This is a genomic window from Tessaracoccus lacteus (assembly GCF_029917005.1).
GTDB classification, from domain to species: Bacteria; Actinomycetota; Actinomycetes; order Propionibacteriales; family Propionibacteriaceae; genus Arachnia; species Arachnia lactea.
This window is the reverse complement of the sequence record NZ_CP123967.1, coordinates 2,325,439-2,342,073: the sequence shown is the minus strand read 5'-3', so window position 1 is coordinate 2,342,073 and position 16,635 is coordinate 2,325,439. Positions and strand designations below refer to the sequence as shown.

The 16,635-nt window shown below is 69.2% G+C and carries 19 protein-coding genes; 9 read left to right on the top strand and 10 right to left on the bottom strand.

All coding sequences use genetic code 11. From position 1 onward, the window contains the following. Window positions 1–103: 103 nt before the first annotated feature. Together QH948_RS10950 and QH948_RS10945 are read left to right on the top strand one after the other, a co-directional pair. Window positions 104–907: a hypothetical protein gene (locus QH948_RS10950; RefSeq protein ID WP_281144419.1), complete on the top strand. Its 804-nt coding sequence runs from the start codon at window positions 104–106 to the stop codon at window positions 905–907. Between the two features lie 2 nt (window positions 908–909). Beyond that, window positions 910–1,353 (top strand): DUF2089 domain-containing protein, encoded by a 444-nt coding sequence (locus QH948_RS10945; protein ID WP_281144418.1) that lies wholly within the window; start codon window positions 910–912, stop codon window positions 1,351–1,353. Window positions 1,354–1,423: 70 nt separating this feature from the next. Here the strand turns inward: QH948_RS10945 and greA are convergent, their stop codons facing one another. Continuing rightward, entirely contained in the window at window positions 1,424–1,927 is a 504-nt protein-coding gene (gene greA, locus QH948_RS10940) for a transcription elongation factor GreA (protein WP_281144417.1), read from the bottom strand. 12 nt (window positions 1,928–1,939) lie between these two features. After that, entirely contained in the window at window positions 1,940–2,338 is a 399-nt protein-coding gene (locus QH948_RS10935; RefSeq protein ID WP_281144416.1) for a DUF4307 domain-containing protein, read from the bottom strand. Between the two features lie 80 nt (window positions 2,339–2,418). Between QH948_RS10935 and mca the strand changes: the two genes are divergently transcribed. Beyond that, on the top strand, window positions 2,419–3,315 hold the full coding sequence (gene mca, locus QH948_RS10930; RefSeq protein ID WP_281144415.1) for a mycothiol conjugate amidase Mca: 897 nt from the start codon (window positions 2,419–2,421) through the stop codon (window positions 3,313–3,315). On the opposite strand, the gene QH948_RS10925 is transcribed toward mca, so the two are convergent. Further along, a complete protein-coding gene (locus QH948_RS10925; RefSeq protein ID WP_281144414.1) occupies window positions 3,312–3,920 on the bottom strand; it encodes a rhomboid family intramembrane serine protease in 609 nt (202 codons plus the stop codon). The two genes, mca and QH948_RS10925, sit on opposite strands and share 4 nt — an antisense overlap. Before the next feature lie 72 nt (window positions 3,921–3,992). Between QH948_RS10925 and QH948_RS10920 the strand changes: the two genes are divergently transcribed. Next, window positions 3,993–6,002 carry a thioredoxin domain-containing protein gene (locus QH948_RS10920; RefSeq protein ID WP_281144413.1) on the top strand — a complete coding sequence of 670 codons (2,010 nt, stop codon included), beginning with the start codon at window positions 3,993–3,995 and terminating at the stop codon, window positions 6,000–6,002. Window positions 6,003–6,014: 12 nt separating this feature from the next. Here QH948_RS10920 and phoH2 read toward each other — a convergent pair whose 3' ends face one another. The 3 genes from phoH2 to trhA form a co-directional block, all read right to left on the bottom strand. Next, a complete protein-coding gene (gene phoH2 / locus QH948_RS10915; protein ID WP_281146186.1) occupies window positions 6,015–7,238 on the bottom strand; it encodes an RNA 5'-3' helicase PhoH2 in 1,224 nt (407 codons plus the stop codon). 273 nt (window positions 7,239–7,511) lie between these two features. Then, window positions 7,512–7,931, bottom strand: coding sequence for a MarR family winged helix-turn-helix transcriptional regulator (locus QH948_RS10910; RefSeq protein ID WP_281144412.1), 420 nt, complete (start codon window positions 7,929–7,931; stop codon window positions 7,512–7,514). Between the two features lie 97 nt (window positions 7,932–8,028). Continuing rightward, on the bottom strand, window positions 8,029–8,682 hold the full coding sequence (trhA, locus tag QH948_RS10905) for a PAQR family membrane homeostasis protein TrhA (RefSeq protein WP_281146185.1): 654 nt from the start codon (window positions 8,680–8,682) through the stop codon (window positions 8,029–8,031). A 126-nt stretch (window positions 8,683–8,808) separates the two neighbouring features. Here trhA and QH948_RS10900 point away from each other — a divergent pair, with 126 nt between their 5' ends. Next, on the top strand, window positions 8,809–9,609 hold the full coding sequence (locus tag QH948_RS10900) for an isoprenyl transferase (RefSeq protein WP_281144411.1): 801 nt from the start codon (window positions 8,809–8,811) through the stop codon (window positions 9,607–9,609). Between the two features lie 53 nt (window positions 9,610–9,662). Continuing rightward, the gene (locus QH948_RS10895; RefSeq protein ID WP_281144410.1) at window positions 9,663–10,229 is read left to right on the top strand and encodes a DUF4245 domain-containing protein; all 567 of its coding nucleotides are present in this window, start codon (window positions 9,663–9,665) and stop codon (window positions 10,227–10,229) included. On the opposite strand, the gene QH948_RS10890 is transcribed toward QH948_RS10895, so the two are convergent. From QH948_RS10890 to QH948_RS10880, 3 genes are read right to left on the bottom strand one after another with little or no spacing between them, the layout of a single operon-like run. Next, a complete protein-coding gene (locus QH948_RS10890; protein ID WP_281144409.1) occupies window positions 10,226–10,435 on the bottom strand; it encodes an exodeoxyribonuclease VII small subunit in 210 nt (69 codons plus the stop codon). The genes QH948_RS10895 and QH948_RS10890 overlap by 4 nt on opposite strands. Then, window positions 10,428–11,654, bottom strand: coding sequence for an exodeoxyribonuclease VII large subunit (xseA, locus tag QH948_RS10885; RefSeq protein WP_281144408.1), 1,227 nt, complete (start codon window positions 11,652–11,654; stop codon window positions 10,428–10,430). Before xseA ends, QH948_RS10890 begins: the two co-directional genes overlap by 8 nt. Next, window positions 11,654–12,406: a hypothetical protein gene (locus tag QH948_RS10880; RefSeq protein ID WP_281144407.1), complete on the bottom strand. Its 753-nt coding sequence runs from the start codon at window positions 12,404–12,406 to the stop codon at window positions 11,654–11,656. The genes xseA and QH948_RS10880 overlap by 1 nt, the downstream gene beginning before the upstream one ends. Before the next feature lie 157 nt (window positions 12,407–12,563). On the opposite strand from QH948_RS10880, the gene QH948_RS10875 reads away from it, so the two are divergent. From QH948_RS10875 to QH948_RS10865, 3 genes are all read left to right on the top strand, one after another. After that, window positions 12,564–13,541: a 4-hydroxy-3-methylbut-2-enyl diphosphate reductase gene (locus QH948_RS10875; RefSeq protein ID WP_281144406.1), complete on the top strand. Its 978-nt coding sequence runs from the start codon at window positions 12,564–12,566 to the stop codon at window positions 13,539–13,541. A gap of 325 nt (window positions 13,542–13,866) precedes the next feature. Next, entirely contained in the window at window positions 13,867–14,448 is a 582-nt protein-coding gene (locus QH948_RS10870; RefSeq protein WP_281144405.1) for a hypothetical protein, read from the top strand. A 617-nt stretch (window positions 14,449–15,065) separates the two neighbouring features. After that, window positions 15,066–15,365: a hypothetical protein gene (locus tag QH948_RS10865; RefSeq protein ID WP_281144404.1), complete on the top strand. Its 300-nt coding sequence runs from the start codon at window positions 15,066–15,068 to the stop codon at window positions 15,363–15,365. Here QH948_RS10865 and ilvA read toward each other — a convergent pair whose 3' ends face one another. After that, complete coding sequence (gene ilvA, locus QH948_RS10860; protein ID WP_281144403.1) at window positions 15,366–16,634, bottom strand: threonine ammonia-lyase IlvA; 1,269 nt, start codon at window positions 16,632–16,634, stop codon at window positions 15,366–15,368. Window position 16,635 lies beyond the last annotated feature (1 nt).

Sequence of the window (16,635 nt, the reverse complement as noted above, 5' to 3'; positions counted from 1 at the left end):
ACGAGTGTGCCAGACCCAGTTGGCTCGCAGGTCGCCCAACCGGGGGATAGATAAGGTGAAACCCCTATTTGCCAGAGTGGAAAGCAGGTTTATCATTTCCTGTATGAGCAACGCTGATCTTGGCCCGATCCTCGACGATCTGGCCGCCGGACGCATCGACGCCGCCGAGGCGGGCCGACGCATCGAGGCCGCGAAGCAGGCCGCCGCGGGTGCCGGCTCCGCAACCACCGGATCCTCCGAACAGGACACCACCACCAAGGGAGGCCCCCAGGCGGGCGGCCTCTCCCGCGTCTCCGTCACAGCCGTAGGGCGTCGCGTCCGGATCGAGGGCGACCCGTCGGTCACCACCCTGAGCATCGACGGCCCGCACGCGCTACGCCGCGTCGGCACCGTGATGGAGGTCACATCCACCGAGGAGATCGGCCCCACCCTGCGCGGCTTCTCCGTCATCCGTCCCCCGCGCAGCCTCGACGACCTGCGCGACATCGGCCTCGGCAAGGAGCTCGTCGTCCGCGTCAACCCGCGGCTGATCGTCGACGCCGAGGTCACGACGGGGTCGCTCCGCACCGGCGGCGTGCCCCGTCTCGGCCGCATCCGCGTCACCGCCGGCGGCGCCGACCTCGACGACGTGCAGGAGATCGAGGACCTCCTCAGCCAGGCCGGTGGCGTCCACGTCGAGGGCCCCATCCAGCTCGGCCGCTCGCGACTGAAGGTGGAGTCCGGCACCCTCAACGTCACCCTGACGAAGGGAGCCAACGTCGCCATCCGCGGCGAGGCCCGACTGGGGCGCATCAGCTGGCCCGACGGCAACGAGAAGGTCGACGAGTTCATCGTCGGCAACGGCTCGGCGCGGCTCGACGTCGCCGTCGTCATGGGCATGGCGACCATCAAGAGCGTGGAGGACTGAGAATGGACACCCGGAAGCTGTACCACGCGCCTGCCGACTGCCCCGTCTGCGGCGACAACCTGGTCACCACCAGCAAGGGCTGCCTGAAGTGCGGCACGCAGATCGCCGGCGAGTTTGCCAGCTGCGAGTTCTGCGCCCTTAGCGAGGCTGACCTCGACCTGCTGAAGGTCTTCCTCTCTTCGCGGGGCAACCTGCGCGAGGTGGAGAAGTTCCTCCAGGTCTCCTACCCGACGGCGCGCGCACGCCTCGACGCGGTGCTCGTCAAGCTCGGCCTCACCCCGGCGGGGTCGGCCGCCGAGCTGGCCGACGAGCCTCCCGTGGCAGACAGGGAGCCCAGCGAGTACGGCGACGAACACGTCGTCGCCGAGACCCCCGAGCAGCAGATCCTCGCCCGCGTTGCCCGCGGCGAGATCTCGCCCGAGGTCGCGGCCCAGCTGCTCGCCTGAACCGCCCGGACGACACGGCGGCCCGCCTCCTGATGGAGGCGGGCCGCTCTGCTGTCTAGTGGGTCGTGTGTCAGAGGGTGTCGACCTTGGTCACGACGACCATGATCTCGCGGCCCGTCGGCGCCGTGTAGCGGACCTCGTCGCCGATCTTCGCGCCTAGCACGGCGGAGCCGAGCGGGGACTGCGGGGAGTAGACGGAGTAGTCGACGCTGGAGTCGGTGGCCAGCACCTCGCGGGAGCCGAGCAGGAACGTGTCGGTGTCGTCCTCGTCGCCATCGAACGCGACGGTGATCAGCTTGCCGGGCGCAACCTCATCGCTGGACCCGGTGGCCTGGCCGACCTGGGCGCGGCGCAGCAGGTCCTCCAGCTGGCGGATGCGGCCCTCCATCTGGCCCTGCTCCTCGCGGGCGGCGTGGTAGCCGCCGTTCTCGGAGAGGTCGCCCTCCTCGCGCGCCTGCGCGATGCGGGAGCTCACGTCGGGGCGCCCCACGGTCTTCAGCTCCGTCAGTTCAGCCTCGAGCTTGTCGTAGGCCTCCTGCGTGAGCCACACCACATTGGAAGAAGATTCGGACATTCCCTGAGCCTATCAGCCAGCCACACGGCAGTGGTCGATGCTGATCGCCGTGGCCTCGCGCATGGTCTTCACGTCGACGATGACGGTGGTCAGCTTGTCGACGCCGGCCGGGATGTCGACCGAGGCCTCGCCGACGGTCTCGTACGACTTGGCCTGCGCGTACAGCTCGCACACGACCGGGGTCGAGGGGTCCTTGCGCTGCACGACGATCTCCGTGGTGACCTGCGTCGCGCTGGGCACGTCGAAGCTGCGCACCATGCCGACCACGTCGGGGTTCGACTGCTCGACGCCCGCCACGACCACCATCGCGATCGCGCCCAGCACGGCCACGGATGCGAGGCCGCCAAGTACGTAGTCGGTGGGGGATCGCTTCGGGTACCTCGCCTGGATGCGGGCTTCGTCTGTCGTCACCGCTCCATTGTGCCCTGAGTTTCCGCCGGGGCCCTGAGATTCCCGGGCATCGTGGGCGCGGGCGCGGCAGAATACCCACCATGTCCGATTCCGTGCCCCGCCAGCTCAGGCTGCTTCACGTGCACGCGCACCCCGACGACGAGTCGAGCAAGGGCGCCGCGACGACGGCCAAGTACGTGGCCGAGGGCGTGGAGGTGATGGTCGCCACCTGCACGGGCGGCGAGCGCGGCTCGGTGCTGAACCCGCAGCTGGCCGGCCGCCCGGAGATCGAGGACAACGTCGCGGAGATCCGCCGCGCGGAGATGGCCAGGGCGCGCGAGATCCTCGGCATCGAGCAGGTGTGGCTCGGTTTCGTTGACTCGGGCTTCCCGGAGGGGGACCTGCTGCCTCCGCTCCCGGAGGGCTGCTTCGGGCTGCAGGACCCCACAGTGGCGGCCGGCCGCCTCGTGAAGGTCATCCGGGACTTCCGCCCGCACGTGGTCACCACCTACGACGAGCACGGCGGCTACCCCCACCCCGACCACGTCATGTGCAACCGCATCACCGTCGAGGCCTTCAGTGCGGCGGCCGACGGCGACCTGTGGCCCGAGCACGGCACGCCCTGGCAGGCTGCCAAGCTGTACTACCACACGGGATTCCACCGCCGACGCGACGAGATGCTCGAGGAGGCCATGCACGCCGCAGGCCTGCACTACGAGGCCCCGCACCGCTCCCAGGACCCGTTCGCCGACGGCCGCGTCACGACGTTCATCCACTGCGCCGAGTACTTCGAGGTCCGCAACGACGCGCTGCGGGCGCACGCGACGCAGGTGGATCCGGACGGGCCGTGGTTCGCGGTGCCGCTGGCGATCCAGCAGGCGGGCTGGCCGACGGAGGACTTCCAGCTCGTGGTCTCGAAGGTGCCCACCATGATTCCTGAGGACGACCTCTTCTCCGGGCTGCGCCCCGACGCGTTGGTCCCGGAGTTCATGATCTAGCGGCGACGCCGCTCCCGGCCGTGCAACCACCAGGCGGCCACGACGCCGCCGACGGCGCCGCCGAGGTGCGCCTGCCAGCTGATGCCCTCGGCGCCGGGGATCACGCCGAGCAGCACGCTGCCGTAGGCGACGAACACGATCACGGCGATCATGATCTGCACGATGCTGCGTGCGAAGAAGCCTCTGGCAAGCAGGTACGTCAGGTAGCCGAAGATGACGCCCGACGCGCCGGCGGTGATGGACCCCACGGGGGACAGGAACCACGCCGTCAGGCCGGATGCCACCGTCGCGATGAACGAGACGGCCCAGAAGTTCGCCCGTCCTGACAGATATGTCAGGACTCCGAGCACCAGGAACGGCACCGAGTTCGAGATCAGGTGCGCCCAGCCGAAGTGCAGGAAGGGGGACCACAGGATGTTGGGCAGGTCGGAGAGCTTGCGCGGCTCGATTCCGTAGGAGTCGAGTGCGTTGAGCGCGACAGAGTCGATCCCCTCGAGGACCCACATGACGGCCAGCAGCCCTCCGACGACCAGGATCGCCTGCCTGATCGTCGGGCGCTGCTTCGCGCGGGAGTCCGGCAGATCGTACGCACGGCTGTAGCTCATGGATCCAGTGTGCCCGAGCAAGTCAACGGGCCGGATGTGGTCGCGTCGCGGCGCCGGATTAGGCTGTCTCTCATGACCAATCGCCTCAGCGCCTCCACCAGCGACTACCTTCGCCAGCACGCGAGCCAGGCCATCGACTGGTGGGAGTGGTCTGACGAGGCGCTCGCCAGCGCCGTCGAGCTGGACCGTCCGATCCTGCTCAGCGTCGGCTACGCGTCGTGCCACTGGTGCCACGTGATGAGCGCCGAGTCCTTCGACGACTACGCGATCGCGCAGTACATCAACGAGAACTACGTGGCCATCAAGGTCGACCGTCAGCAGCGCCCCGACCTGGACGCGGTGTTCATGACGGCAACGCAGGCGATGAACAACGGCGCCGGCGGCTGGCCCATGACCGCCTTCCTCACGCCCGACGGCCGCCCGTTCTTCACCGGCACCTACTTCCCGCCGACCGCCTCCGACGGCCTGCCGGCGTTCCGCGATGTGCTGGAGGCGCTGGCTGGCGCCTGGGCGACCCAGCGCGACTCTCTGGCAGAGACGGCCGACGCCGTCGTGGCTGCCATCACCTCCAGCGCGACCGCCCACGCCGAGCAGGCCCCCGACCTGCGCGTCGCCGTCGACTCTGTCGAGGCGACCTTCGACCTCATCCACGGCGGGTTCGGCACCTCGCCGAAGTTCCCCGCGCCGACGCTGCTCGACGCGCTGCTCGTCAAGGGCGACCCCCGCACGCTCGAGCTGGCCCAGCGGACGCTGGAGCACATGGCCCGCGGCGGGATCTACGACCAGGTTGGCGGAGGGTTCCACCGCTACGCCGTCGACGCCGGCTGGGTGGTGCCGCACTTCGAGAAGATGCTCTACGACAACGCCCTCCTGCTCGGCACCTACGTGCGTGGCTGGCGTCGCACGGCCGACCACGACTCCGGCCTGCGGGCGCTTCTCGAGCGCACCGCCTACGGCATCGTCGAGTGGCTGGAGCGCGAGATGGTCAGCGAGGAGGGCGCCTTCATCGCAGGCCTCGACGCCGACTCGTGCGACATCCGCGGCGCCGTGCACGAGGGCATCTTCTACCTGTGGAACCCCGAGCTGCTCGACGACGCGCTCGGCAAAGAGCTCGGCGACTGGGCCGCCACGGCCTTCCACGTGACCGCCGGCGGCACGTTCGACGACGGCCTGTCGACGCTGCAGCTGCGCGGCCGTCCCGACTTCGCCAAGCTGCAGCAGGTCACCGAGACCCTGCTCGCCGAGCGCGAGACCCGCTTCCGCCCCGCCGCCGACCAGCTCGTCGTCTCCGCCTGGAACGGCTGGGCGATCAGCTCGCTCGTGCAGGGCGCCCTGGTCTTCAACGAGCCCGGCTGGCTCGAGCTTGCGCTGCGCGCCGCCGAGCACCTCGTCGCGGTCCACCTCGTCGACGGCGACCTGCGCCGCTCGTCGCACGAGGGCGTCGCCGACTCGACCCTGGGTGGAGCCGAGGACTTCGGGGCCGTCGCAGAGGCCTTCGCCGGGCTCGCGTCCGCCACGGGGGACCCGCAGTGGCTGCGCCGCGCCGAGGCCCTCGTCGACCGCGCCGTCGAGATCTTCTCTCACCCCGACGGCGGGTTCTACGACGCCGTCGACACCGGACTGTTCGACCGCCCGCGCTCGCTCACGGACAACGTCACACCGTCGGGCACGTCCGCACTCATCGCTGCGCTGCGGTCGGTCGCGCTGCTGGCGGAGCGCCCGGACCTCGCGGCCCGCGCCGACGTGGCGGCCCGCACCACGTGGGCTGTCGTCGCCGAGACGCCGCGCTTCGCCGGTGCGGCGCTGGCCGACCTGTTCATCACCGACGAGGCCCGCCGCGGGCTGAAGCCGGCCGTCGCGGTCGTCGTCTCCGCCGACCCGTTCGCCGAGCTGGCGCGCGCGTCGTGGCGGCTGGTGCCCGCGGGGTCGGCCGTCCTGACGGCCGCTGAGGGCACCGCGGGCTTCGGCACACACCTGGAGGGCCGCGTCGACGGCCTCGTCTACGTGTGCCGCGGCACGGTCTGCTTCGACCCCGTCGACGACTACAACGAACTCAAAACCCCGCTCTGGTCACGCGTCTGACGCGCAACGGGGTCAGACCTCCTCGAGCAGGTCGGTGACAAGTGCCGCGATGGGGGAGCGCTCGGACCTCGTGAGCGTGACGTGCGCGAACAGCGGGTTGCCCTTCAGCTTCTCGATCACGGCGACGATGCCGTCATGCCGGCCGACGCGAAGGTTGTCGCGCTGGGCGACGTCGTGCGTCAGGACGACGCGCGAGTTCTGCCCGATCCGGGAGAGCACCGTCAGCAGCACGTTGCGCTCGAGCGACTGGGCCTCGTCGACGATCACGAACGCGTCGTGCAGCGAGCGCCCGCGGATGTGAGTCAGCGGGAGCACCTCGATCATGTCCTGGGCGACCAACTCATCGATGACGTACTTGTTGGTCACGGCCGACAACGTGTCGAAGACCGCCTCGCCCCACGGCATCATCTTCTCGTCCGCGCTGCCGGGCAGGAAGCCGAGGTCCTGGCCGCCGACGGGGTAGAGCGGGCGGAACACCATCACCTTGGTGTACTTGTGCTGCTCGAGCGTGGCCTCTAGGCCGGCGCACAGCGCGAGCGCAGACTTGCCGGTGCCCGCGCGGCCGCCGAGCGAGACGATGCCGACTGAGTCGTCCATCAGGACGTCGAGCGCCACGCGCTGCTCGGCTGAGCGGCCCCGCAGCCCGAAGACCTCGCGATCCTGGCGGATGGCGTGGACCGTGCCGTCGGCGTGCCGGCGGCCGAGTGCGCTGGAGGCGGGGGCGCGGAGCACGACCCCGGAGTTGACGGTGATCTGCTGGTCGAGCGTGACGGTCTCGCCCGAGTAGAGGGCTTCCACATCGTCGGCGGCGACGTCCACCTCGGCCATGCCCGTGTAGCCCGCGTGGGCGGGGAGCTCGTTGCGGTACTCCTCGGCGGCGAGTCCGACGGCGGCGGCCTTGACGCGCAGCGGCACGTCCTTCGAGACGAGCACGACGTCGTGTCCCTCGTTCGCATAGTTGAGCGCGACGGCGAGGATGCGGGTGTCGTTGTCACCGAGCCGGAAGCCGACGGGGAGCGAGGACTGGTCGCTGTGGTTGAGCTCCACCCGCAGGTTGCCGCCCTGGTCGTTGATGGGGAGCGGGGTGTCGAGCCTCCCGTGCTCGACGCGCAGGTCGTCGAGCAGGCGCAGCGCCGACCGGGCGAAGAAGCCCAGCTCCGGGTGGTGCCGCTTGGCCTCCAGCTCCGTGATCACCACGATTGGCAGCACCACGTTGTGCTCGGCAAAGCGGAGCATCGCGCGCGGATCTGACAGCAGGACCGAGGTGTCGACGACGTAGGTGCGGATGGCCTGGTCGGCGGGGATGACGGCTGGGGAAGAAGCCTGATCGGACACGTTGAGCACTTTCGCTCCCTTCGCGGGGGCGGCTCTCGCACAGCCCCCGAACAAGTGGGTCAGGGGGTCGTGGTGGCTGGGATGGAGCGTCTCTCCATGCAGGGAGACTAACCCCGCCGGGCGCGCATCGGAAGAGGGAATTGCACGGTTGTAACTTGATTGTCGCCTTGGCCCTCAGCCGCGGCGGCGGATCTCCTTGACCATGCTCGCCATCGAGGCGCCGATCGTCGCCGGGTCGAGGCCGACGACGCGGCACACGTCCTCCAGCGTGTCGTCGAGGGCCTCCGCGAGGGGCTCCAGGATGTCACGGCCCTCGTCGGTCAGCTCGAGACGCTGGATGTTGCCCACACCTGCCGGCTGGGTGTCCTCGACGTAGCCCGCAGCGGTGAGGCGGCTGACGGACTTCGACATCGACGACGGCGTCACCAGCAGCGCGCTGGCGAGGTCTTTGCCGGCGATGGGCCCCTTCGTCGCGATCGTCCGGAGGATCCGGAACTGGGTGTACGTCAGACCGTACGGCTGGAGCAGCGCGTTCGCCTTCATCTCGATGGTCCAGACGAGGCGGTGCAGTTCGAATCCAAGGCCGTTGATCATGCGCAGTCAGTTCCGTGTGGGCGGCGGGAGGGCGTCACGGGTGACGCGATGACCAACCGTACACAAGGGCAGCAACGTCTCCGCAGGTGGCCCGGGCTCAGCCGAAGACTGCCAGCCCGATCGCCACGGCGTGGAGGACGGCGGCGACGATGGTGCAGGAGTGGAAGACCTCGTGGAACCCGAACCAGGTCGGGGACAGGGCCGGTCTCTTGGTGGCGTACGCGACGGCGCCCAGGGAGTATACGAGCCCGCCCGCCAGCAGCAGAACGACGACGGCCGGGCCGCCCGCTGCCCAGAACTGATGCAACCAACCCAGCGCCGCCCACCCCATCGCGACGTACAGCATGGTGTAGAGCCAGCGTGGGGCGCTGAGCCAGACGATGCGGAACGCGACGCCGAGCAGCGCGATGGACCAGATCAGGATGAGCAGGCTCCAGCGCGACGGGCCGGTCAGCATCGTCAGGGCGAGCGGCGTGTAGGTACCCGCGATGAAGATGAAGATGTTCGAGTGGTCGACGCGTCGTAAGATGCCGAGCGCGCGGACCGACCAGTTGCCGCGGTGGTAGACGGCGCTGGTGCCGAACAGCTGGACGGCGGCCAGTGTGTAGACGCCGCAGCCGATCCTGGCGTCGAGCGTGGGCGCGAAGATGGTGAAGACCAGCCCCGTGATGAAGACCAGCGGGGCCATGCCGAGGTGCAGCCAGCCACGCAGCTTCGGCTTGGCCGGCAGGCTAGGGAGGGTGATGTCCATGGTGAGACCGCCTGTAGTGACCGCTGGTGCAGCGCTCATGCTCGATACCTACGCTTCCGTAACTTACGCAACCGTAGGTTAACCCGTCGGGGCTGGAAATCCAACTGTCGCGCTAGTCTTTCACGCATGTCCTGGTATGCGAGCCTCGCGAACCGGTGGTGGCCGCCGCGATGGCTGTACGCCACCTACGAACGAAGCGTGCTCGGGCACCTCGACCGTAGTGCGCTCCCGCGCCACGTCGCCGTGCTCGCCGACGGCAATCGTCGGTGGGCCCGCATGAACGCCCCCGGCCAGCCGCTGGTCGCGGGCTACCGGGCCGGCGCGGAGCGGCTCGAGGAGTTCGTCGAGTGGTGCGACGACGCCGATCTGCAGGTCATCACCTTATGGGTGTTGAGCACCGAGAACCTGCAGCGCTCCCAGGCGGACGAGCTGGGCGACCTCCTCGGCGTCATCGAGCAGCTTGTGGCGGACCTCGCGGCCACGAAGCGGTGGCGGGTACGCGCCGTCGGGGCGCTCGAGCTGCTGCCCGACGATATGGCCTCCTCGCTGCAGACCTCGTCGGACTCGACGGCGGGCGTCGACGGGATGCAGGTCAACGTTGCGGTGGCCTACGGAGGTCGCATGGAGTTGCGCGACGCCGTCCGCTCGCTGCTGCTGGAGAAGGCGGCCGAGGGCAAGACGCTCGAGGAGGTCGCGGTCACGGTCGACATCGACGAGATCTCGCAGCACCTCTATACCAAGGGCCAGCCCGATCCGGATCTGATCATCCGAACCTCCGGCGAGCAGCGGCTGTCCGGGTTCCTGCTGTGGCAGTCGGCGCACAGCGAGTTCTACTTCTGCGAGGCGCTGTGGCCGGACTTCCGGCGCGTCGACTTTGTGCGCGCCCTGCGCTCCTACACGCAGCGCGAGCGTCGCTTCGGCAAGTGAGGGCCCGCCGTTGCGAGGCCGCGAACCTTGGCGGCGCGCTCTAGGATGCCCGCATGGCAGGACCCAACAAGAACGCCCGCACACGCGACATGGTCATCTCGATGGCGGTCATCGTCATCCCGGTCCTGCTGATCATGTGGATCTTCACCATGCCCGCGGACGAGGGGGCTGAGCGGGTCGACGTGGCCGCCACCCTTGCCGTCGCGCAGGAGCAGTCGCCGTATCCGCTGCTGGTGGCGGACGGGCTCGAGGAGGACTGGATCCCGACCCGCGTCGCGTGGGCGCTCTCCGGTCAGCCGTGGATCACATCCGAGCCGGCGGTCGGCGACTCGTGGCAGGTGGGCTACCTATCGCCAGACGATGTGTACTACGGCGTCCAGCAGCGCGACGAGTCGCGTGCGGAGTTCATCGGCACCACGACCCGGGAGGGATCCCTGGTGGGTGAGCAGGTCGAGATCGCCGGGCTGACCTGGGAGCGCTACGAGAGCAAGGACGAGCGGACCCGCAGCCTGGTGTCGACCGATGGGGACGTGACGTCGATCGTCAGCGCCGACACGGACTTCGTCTCGCTAGAGGCCTTCGCGGCGATGCTGGTCGAGGTCGCGTCGACCGCGGACTAGTCGGAGTCGTCCGCGTCCTCCGCCTGGCGCTTCGCCACCTGTTCCCTGGCGCCGTCGAGGAACCCCTGGCAGATGTCCGCCAGCTTCTCCCCACGTTGCCACAGCGCCATGGAGTCCGCCAGGGAGGCGCCCCCGGACTCCAGCTTCGCGACGACCTGCATCAGCTCGTCGCGGGCCTGTTCGTAGGTGAGTTCTTCCTCAGGCATGCTGCTCCTTCGTGGTGGTGGCGACGACGTCGAGCGTGAGCGTTCCGTCGGAGAGGTAGGCCTCGATGCGCGCGCCCGCGGAGGCGTCGGCGGTGCTGGAGACCGACCCGCCCGAGGCGTCGACCAGCACGGCGTAGCCGCGCTCCAGCGTCCGTTTCGGGGAGAGGGCCCGGATGGTCGAGACGGCCGCGCGGAGGTCGGCCTCCTGGGAGCCGAGCAGGCGTTCGAGCGCGCTGTCCAGGCGGTGCCGCAGGTGGTCCAGGCGGGCGTAGTGGGCAGCGAACGCGCTGGTGGGGTCCAGCATCACGGGGCGCGACCGTTGCTGGTCGAGCCAGGACTGCTCGCGGGTGAGGCGGTGCTCCAGCGCCCGGGCCAGCCGCAGCCTGGCCTGCCCGAGGTGCATCAGCTCGTCGTCGCGGTCGGGGACGACACGCTTGGCCGCGTCGGTGGGCGTCGAGGCGCGCACATCGGCGACGTAGTCGAGCAGCGGGACGTCGGCCTCGTGCCCGATGGCGCTGACCACGGGCGTGCGGGCGGCCGCGACGGCGCGCACGAGGCCCTCGTCCGAGAACGAGAGCAGGTCCTCGAGCGAGCCGCCGCCGCGGGCGATGATGATGACGTCGACCTCCGGATCGGCGTCGAGCGCGGCCAGCGCTGTCATGACCGACTCCGCGGAGGAGGGGCCCTGGACGAGGGCGTGCCGGACGCGGAGCTGGGCCGCGGGCCACCGTCGGGCGACGTTGGTCACGACGTCGCGCTCGGCATCGGAGTCCTTGCCCGTGACCAGGCCGATGACGCGGGGGAGGGCCGGGAGACGCTTCTTTCGATAGTCGTCGAATAGCCCCTCGGCCTGGAGCTTGCGGCGGCGCTGCTCCAGCTGGGCCAGGAGCCTGCCCTCGCCGGCCACGTGCAGCTCGAGGCATTCGAAGGTGAGGGAGGCGCTACGCTCCCAGACACGGGGTCGGACCCGGGCCGTTACACGTGATCCCTCCGGCAGGGGGCCCGCGGCGTCGAGCACGAAGGCGGACACGGTCACCCGGGCGGACATGTCCGCGGTCCGGTCGCGGAAGGTCAGGTACTGCGTCGCGCCGCTGCGCCGTTTGATCTCGACGACCTGAGCGTCGACCCAGATCTCTCCGCAGCGCCCGACCCAGCCCTTGACCGCGCCGATGACGCGGCCCAGCGGCTGCGGCCGCTCGCGGGAGTTCTCCAGCGCCATCAGGCGTCCCAGAGGCCGCTCGACGCACCGGCCTGGAAGGTGCCGAAGATGATGTTGCCCGCCTCGACGGGAGTGTCGAGGGGGAGGGCGACACCGAAGGTGGCCTCGCTGGTCACCGTCGCGTACTGGAAGTCGATGCCGGTGAGCGCGTTTCGGCGGACCTCCACGGCGTCGACCACAGCGGACATCAGCACGTTGGGCGTGGCCTCGTCCGGCGAGATGGAGCCGGCGAACAGCGCCATCAGGCTGGGCGACATGAGGGCGTGGGTGTCGAGCAGCACGTTGCCGATGCGGGCCTCGTCGGAGGCGAGGAAGGTCTCCTCGTCGTCGAAGACGGCAACGTCGAGGGCCAGCATGCCCACCTGCAGAGCGTCGATCAGGGAGTCGTGGCCGTCGGCGCTCGGGTCGTGCTGCTCGTAGCAGACCGGGTCGTCGACCAGGGCGAGGTACTGCGCAAGCTGCTCGCCCTCGGCGTCGTTCGCGTAGAGCGTGACACGGGCCATGTGGTCGCTGAAGCGCAGCACTTGGGCGCGGTAGGAGACATCCGACTTCAGCGTCGCGGCGGTGTCGATGGGATGCCCGTCGCGCTGTACGAAGGCCAGCCGGGCGCCGCTCGGGTCGGTGTAGGTGCCGATCAGGGCGAAGCCTGGCACCTGGTCGATACCCCGCACGCCGGCGCTGAAGGCGGCCGACGTGAGGCTTTCGAGGTCTTCGGCGTCGAATCCAAGGGAGTGGAGCTGCGGCGATTCCATGCGGCTAGGGTACCGACGCCCTCCGACGAGCCGCGGGCGGCGCCGGATGCGGGGTCCGGGTCGCGCGGGCTGGGCGGTCGGGTTGAGGGCCTCGCCGGAGCCGCAGTGCGCCAGACGCGAAGCGGGGTTCCGGCGCGCAGCACTTAGACTGGACCATATGACCAGCACCAGTGAGACCAGCAAGCGCGTCGTCGTCGCGGCCCCCCGCGGGTACTGCGCGGGCGTCGACAGGGCCGTCGTCACCGTCGAGAAGGCGCTGGACCTGTACGGCCCGCCGGTCTACGTGCGTAAGCAGATCGTGCACAACAAGCACGTCGTCGAGACCCTCGAGCATCGCGGCGCGGTCTTCGTCGAGGAGCTCGACGAGGTTCCCGAGGGCGCGACCGTCGTCTTCTCCGCTCACGGCGTGTCTCCCGCCGTGCACGCCGAGGCGGCCGAGCGGCACCTCAAGACCATCGACGCCACCTGCCCGCTGGTGACGAAGGTGCACCACGAGGCGAAGCGATTCGCCAAGGAGAACACGCAGATCCTGCTCATCGGCCACGGCGGTCACGAGGAGGTCGAGGGCACCATGGGTGAGGCGCCGGAGAGCACGACGCTGGTGCAGTCGCCCGCCGACGTCGAGCACGTCGAGATCCCCGAGGGCACGAACGTCGCGTGGCTGAGCCAGACGACCCTGTCGGTCGACGAGACGATGGAGACCGTGACCCGGCTGCGGGAGAAGTTCCCGCTGCTGATGGATCCGCCGTCGGACGACATCTGCTACGCCACGCAGAACCGCCAGCTGGCCGTCAAGCAGATCGCGAGCGCGGGCTGCGATCTGATGATCGTCGTCGGCTCGCAGAACTCGTCGAACTCGGTCCGGCTGGTCGAGGTGGCGCTCGAGGCGGGGGCGAAGGCCTCCTACCGCGTCGACAACGCCGGTGAGATCGACCCCGCGTGGCTCGAGGGCGTGGACACCGTCGGCGTCACGAGCGGCGCGTCGGTCCCCGACGACCTGGTCCAGGGCGTGCTGACCTTCCTCCAGGAGCGCGGCTACCCGGCCGCCGTCGAGGAGCGCCTGACGGAGGAGACCCTCACCTTCGCGCTGCCGCCGGAGCTCCGCAAGGATCTCCGCCGCGCCGTCAAGCACTGACCCCAGGTCGCCCCAGCGCGGCCCCTGCCTGCCCCGGCGCACTGACCCCGCCGCTCGCCTCCGTGTCGGTCGCCGGGTCACCCTGGGCCGCGATGAGCACGACACACTTGTCGTCGCGCCGCGTGGGCGGTTTGAACGGTTTTCGGGAGTTGAGCAGGTGGATTTGCTCACTGTGCCTGCGCCGCCCGCTGCCTCTGCAGATCGATGTCTGGTTGCGCCCCGTCACGGTTTGTCCACAGGTCGCCGTGATGTCTGTCAGGTGACCCGTCCGGTCGCTAGATTCACCGCACTCGACGGAGAGGACAGACGCATGCGGGCTCCAGTGATGCTGATTGCAGTTGTGCTGCTCGTCGGGTGCGCTGGCGACGGTGGGGGTGGGGCGTCGGAGTCACCGGAGCCGACGGCCGTGACGACGTCGAGCCCTGTTGCATCGCCGACTCCGACCACCAGCCCGTCGCCCACAGTGATACCGACGTACCCGAGCGATCTGCCAACGGAGTCGGCAGAGGAAGCGGCAATCATCGCCGGCTGGCAGGAGTACTGGCGGGTCTTCGAGAAGTTCGCGGCAGATCCGAACGGGTTCACGGACTTCACCGAGACCCAGTATGTGACGACAGACGAGGAGAGCGTCGGCATTCTGGAGTCCATCTCCAGCATGCGTGAACGCGGAGTGCGGATGGTTGGAGGCAGCGTATTCAGAGACGTCAGTATCGAGGTTCTCGAAGAAGGTGTCGCTGAGGTTGTGTACTGCGCGGATACGACGCAGATGGATGTCCGATACGTCGAGTCCGATGAGCCGTATCAACCCGATGTGGCTGATAGCTATCGAGAGACGGCCACCATGCGGGAGGGAAAGGACGGCACTTGGCGCGTCGCGAAGATCCGAAACGAGGCAGCCTCGTGTTGAGATGGGGCGTTGTGCTGATGGTCTGTGCGCTGATGATCTGTGCGTACAACAACTCGGACGCACGCGCGGATGATCCATGCGTGAAGCAGAACCGGTACACGTCAGATTGCGCTCTCGCAGACAGCACGGGGGAATCCGATCGCGGTTCCTCCACGGGGAACGACCAGGTGATCTCGGATGCTCCCGAGCGGTCCTGCTCGTTCAACGGGCTCCGCATTGCGTGCACCACCGCGTTGGGGTGGTGGAGCGACCTAGCGCAATCGTGGTGCCAGAGACTCGGGACACAGCCACCCAAGGACGACCCCGCATGGGGAGGGAACGAGGATGGCGCGATCTTTCGATGCACGCGGCCAGCTTTCGACGGGACGCCGGACCTCGCTATGACCACTCTGCGGTGGCTTCCTGACACAGAGGAGCAGTCTGTCGATCCGGAGGAACTCGCGCAGCGGATTCTGGCCCGGCTGGAACTGCAAGCTCCCGAGATGGCTCTTCATCCCCGCGGTGGGGAGTGGCCGTTGTCAGGGGTCACTGGCTGGAAGATGTGGATGTGGGTGGAGCCTGAGTCCGAGCGGCAGTGGGGGCCGATTTCGGCATCGGATTCTGAGGGCGGCGTCACGGTGACGCTGTCAGCACGTGTCGGCAGCGTCGAGTGGGACATGGGCAATGGGGACACGGTGAGATGCGGGAAGGGCGCCGTCTGGTCGGAGGCCCGCACGAACGGTGGGCAGAACATCGCTTCCCCCGACTGCGGCTACATGTACGAGTCGCGGGGCGACTACACGGTGACGGCGACGGCCCACTGGGTGGTTGAGTGGACAGGGGGAGGCCAGTCGGGGACGATCCCGCTGGATCTGCGCCGCGAGCAGGCCTACGAGGTGGTCGAGCTGCAGTCGGTCAACATCCCCGTCGGTGGCTGATCACACGAGGAACTGGAAGTACGGGCTGTCATAGGCCACCTCGTGCGCCTCCATGCCCGAAGCCTCGATGCGTTCCACCAGGAACCGGTAGTCGCTGGGATTGCCCAGCTCGACGCCCACCAGGGCGGGGCCGGTGTCGCGGTTGTTGCGCTTGATGTACTCGAAGAACGTGATGTCGTCTTCCGGCCCGAGCACGGAGTCGAGGAAGGACCGCAGCGCGCCCGGCTGCTGAGGGAACTCGATCAGGAAGTAGCGCTTCCGGCCCTCATGGATCAACGACCGCTCGACGATCTCGCCGTAGCGCGACACGTCGTTGTTGCCGCCCGAGACCAGCACAAGCACCCGCGAACCCGGCGTGATCGCCACCCGCGGCCCGACTCCGCCCGTGGGCAGCGCGGCAGCGGCCAAGGCACCGGCCGGCTCCGCGATGATGCCGTCGGTCTGGTACATCGCGAGCATCTCGGTGCAGATCTGGCCCTCAGGGACCCGGGTGAGTTCGATGCCCGCCTCGCGCACGACCTCGAACGTGAAGTCGCCGGCCCTTCGGACGGCGGCGCCGTCGACAAAGGTGTCGATCTCCTTGAGCGTCACCGGGTGACCGGCGGAGATGGCGGCCGCCATGCAGGGGGCGCCCTCGGGCTCGACGCCGACGATGCGGACCTCGGGATGATGGGTTCTGAGCCAGGCGCTGACCCCGGCGACCAGCCCGCCGCCGCCGATGGGGAGGACCACCACGTCGGGGACGAAGCCCAGCTGTTCGATGGCCTCCACGATGATGGTGCCCTGGCCGGCGGCCGTGCGGGGATCGTTGAACGCCGGTACGGGAGCCATGCCCTCCTCGACGGCGAGGCGGGTGGCCTCCTCGGAGGCGGCGTCGTAGGTGGCTCCGTGGTAGACGAGGTTGATGAAGCCGTCGCCGAGATCGAGGATACGGTCGCGCTTCTGGCGGGGCGTCGTCAAGGGAACGACGATGGTGGCCCGGACCCCGAGGGCGGCAGCGGAGTACGCGACGCCCTGTGCGTGGTTGCCCGCGGATGCGCAGACGACACCGGCCGCCTTCTCCTCGGGGCTGAGCTGCGCCATGAGGTTGTAGGCGCCGCGCAGCTTGTACGACCGCACGGGTTGGAGGTCTTCACGCTTGAGCCAGATCTGCGACCCCGTCGCCTTCGTCAGGCGCGGGTCAAGGTGCACCGGGGTGGGCCGGGTGACAGCCGCCAGCCGCGTGAGGGCGTCGGGGATCTGCGCGGCGAGATCGATGAGGAGGCTCATG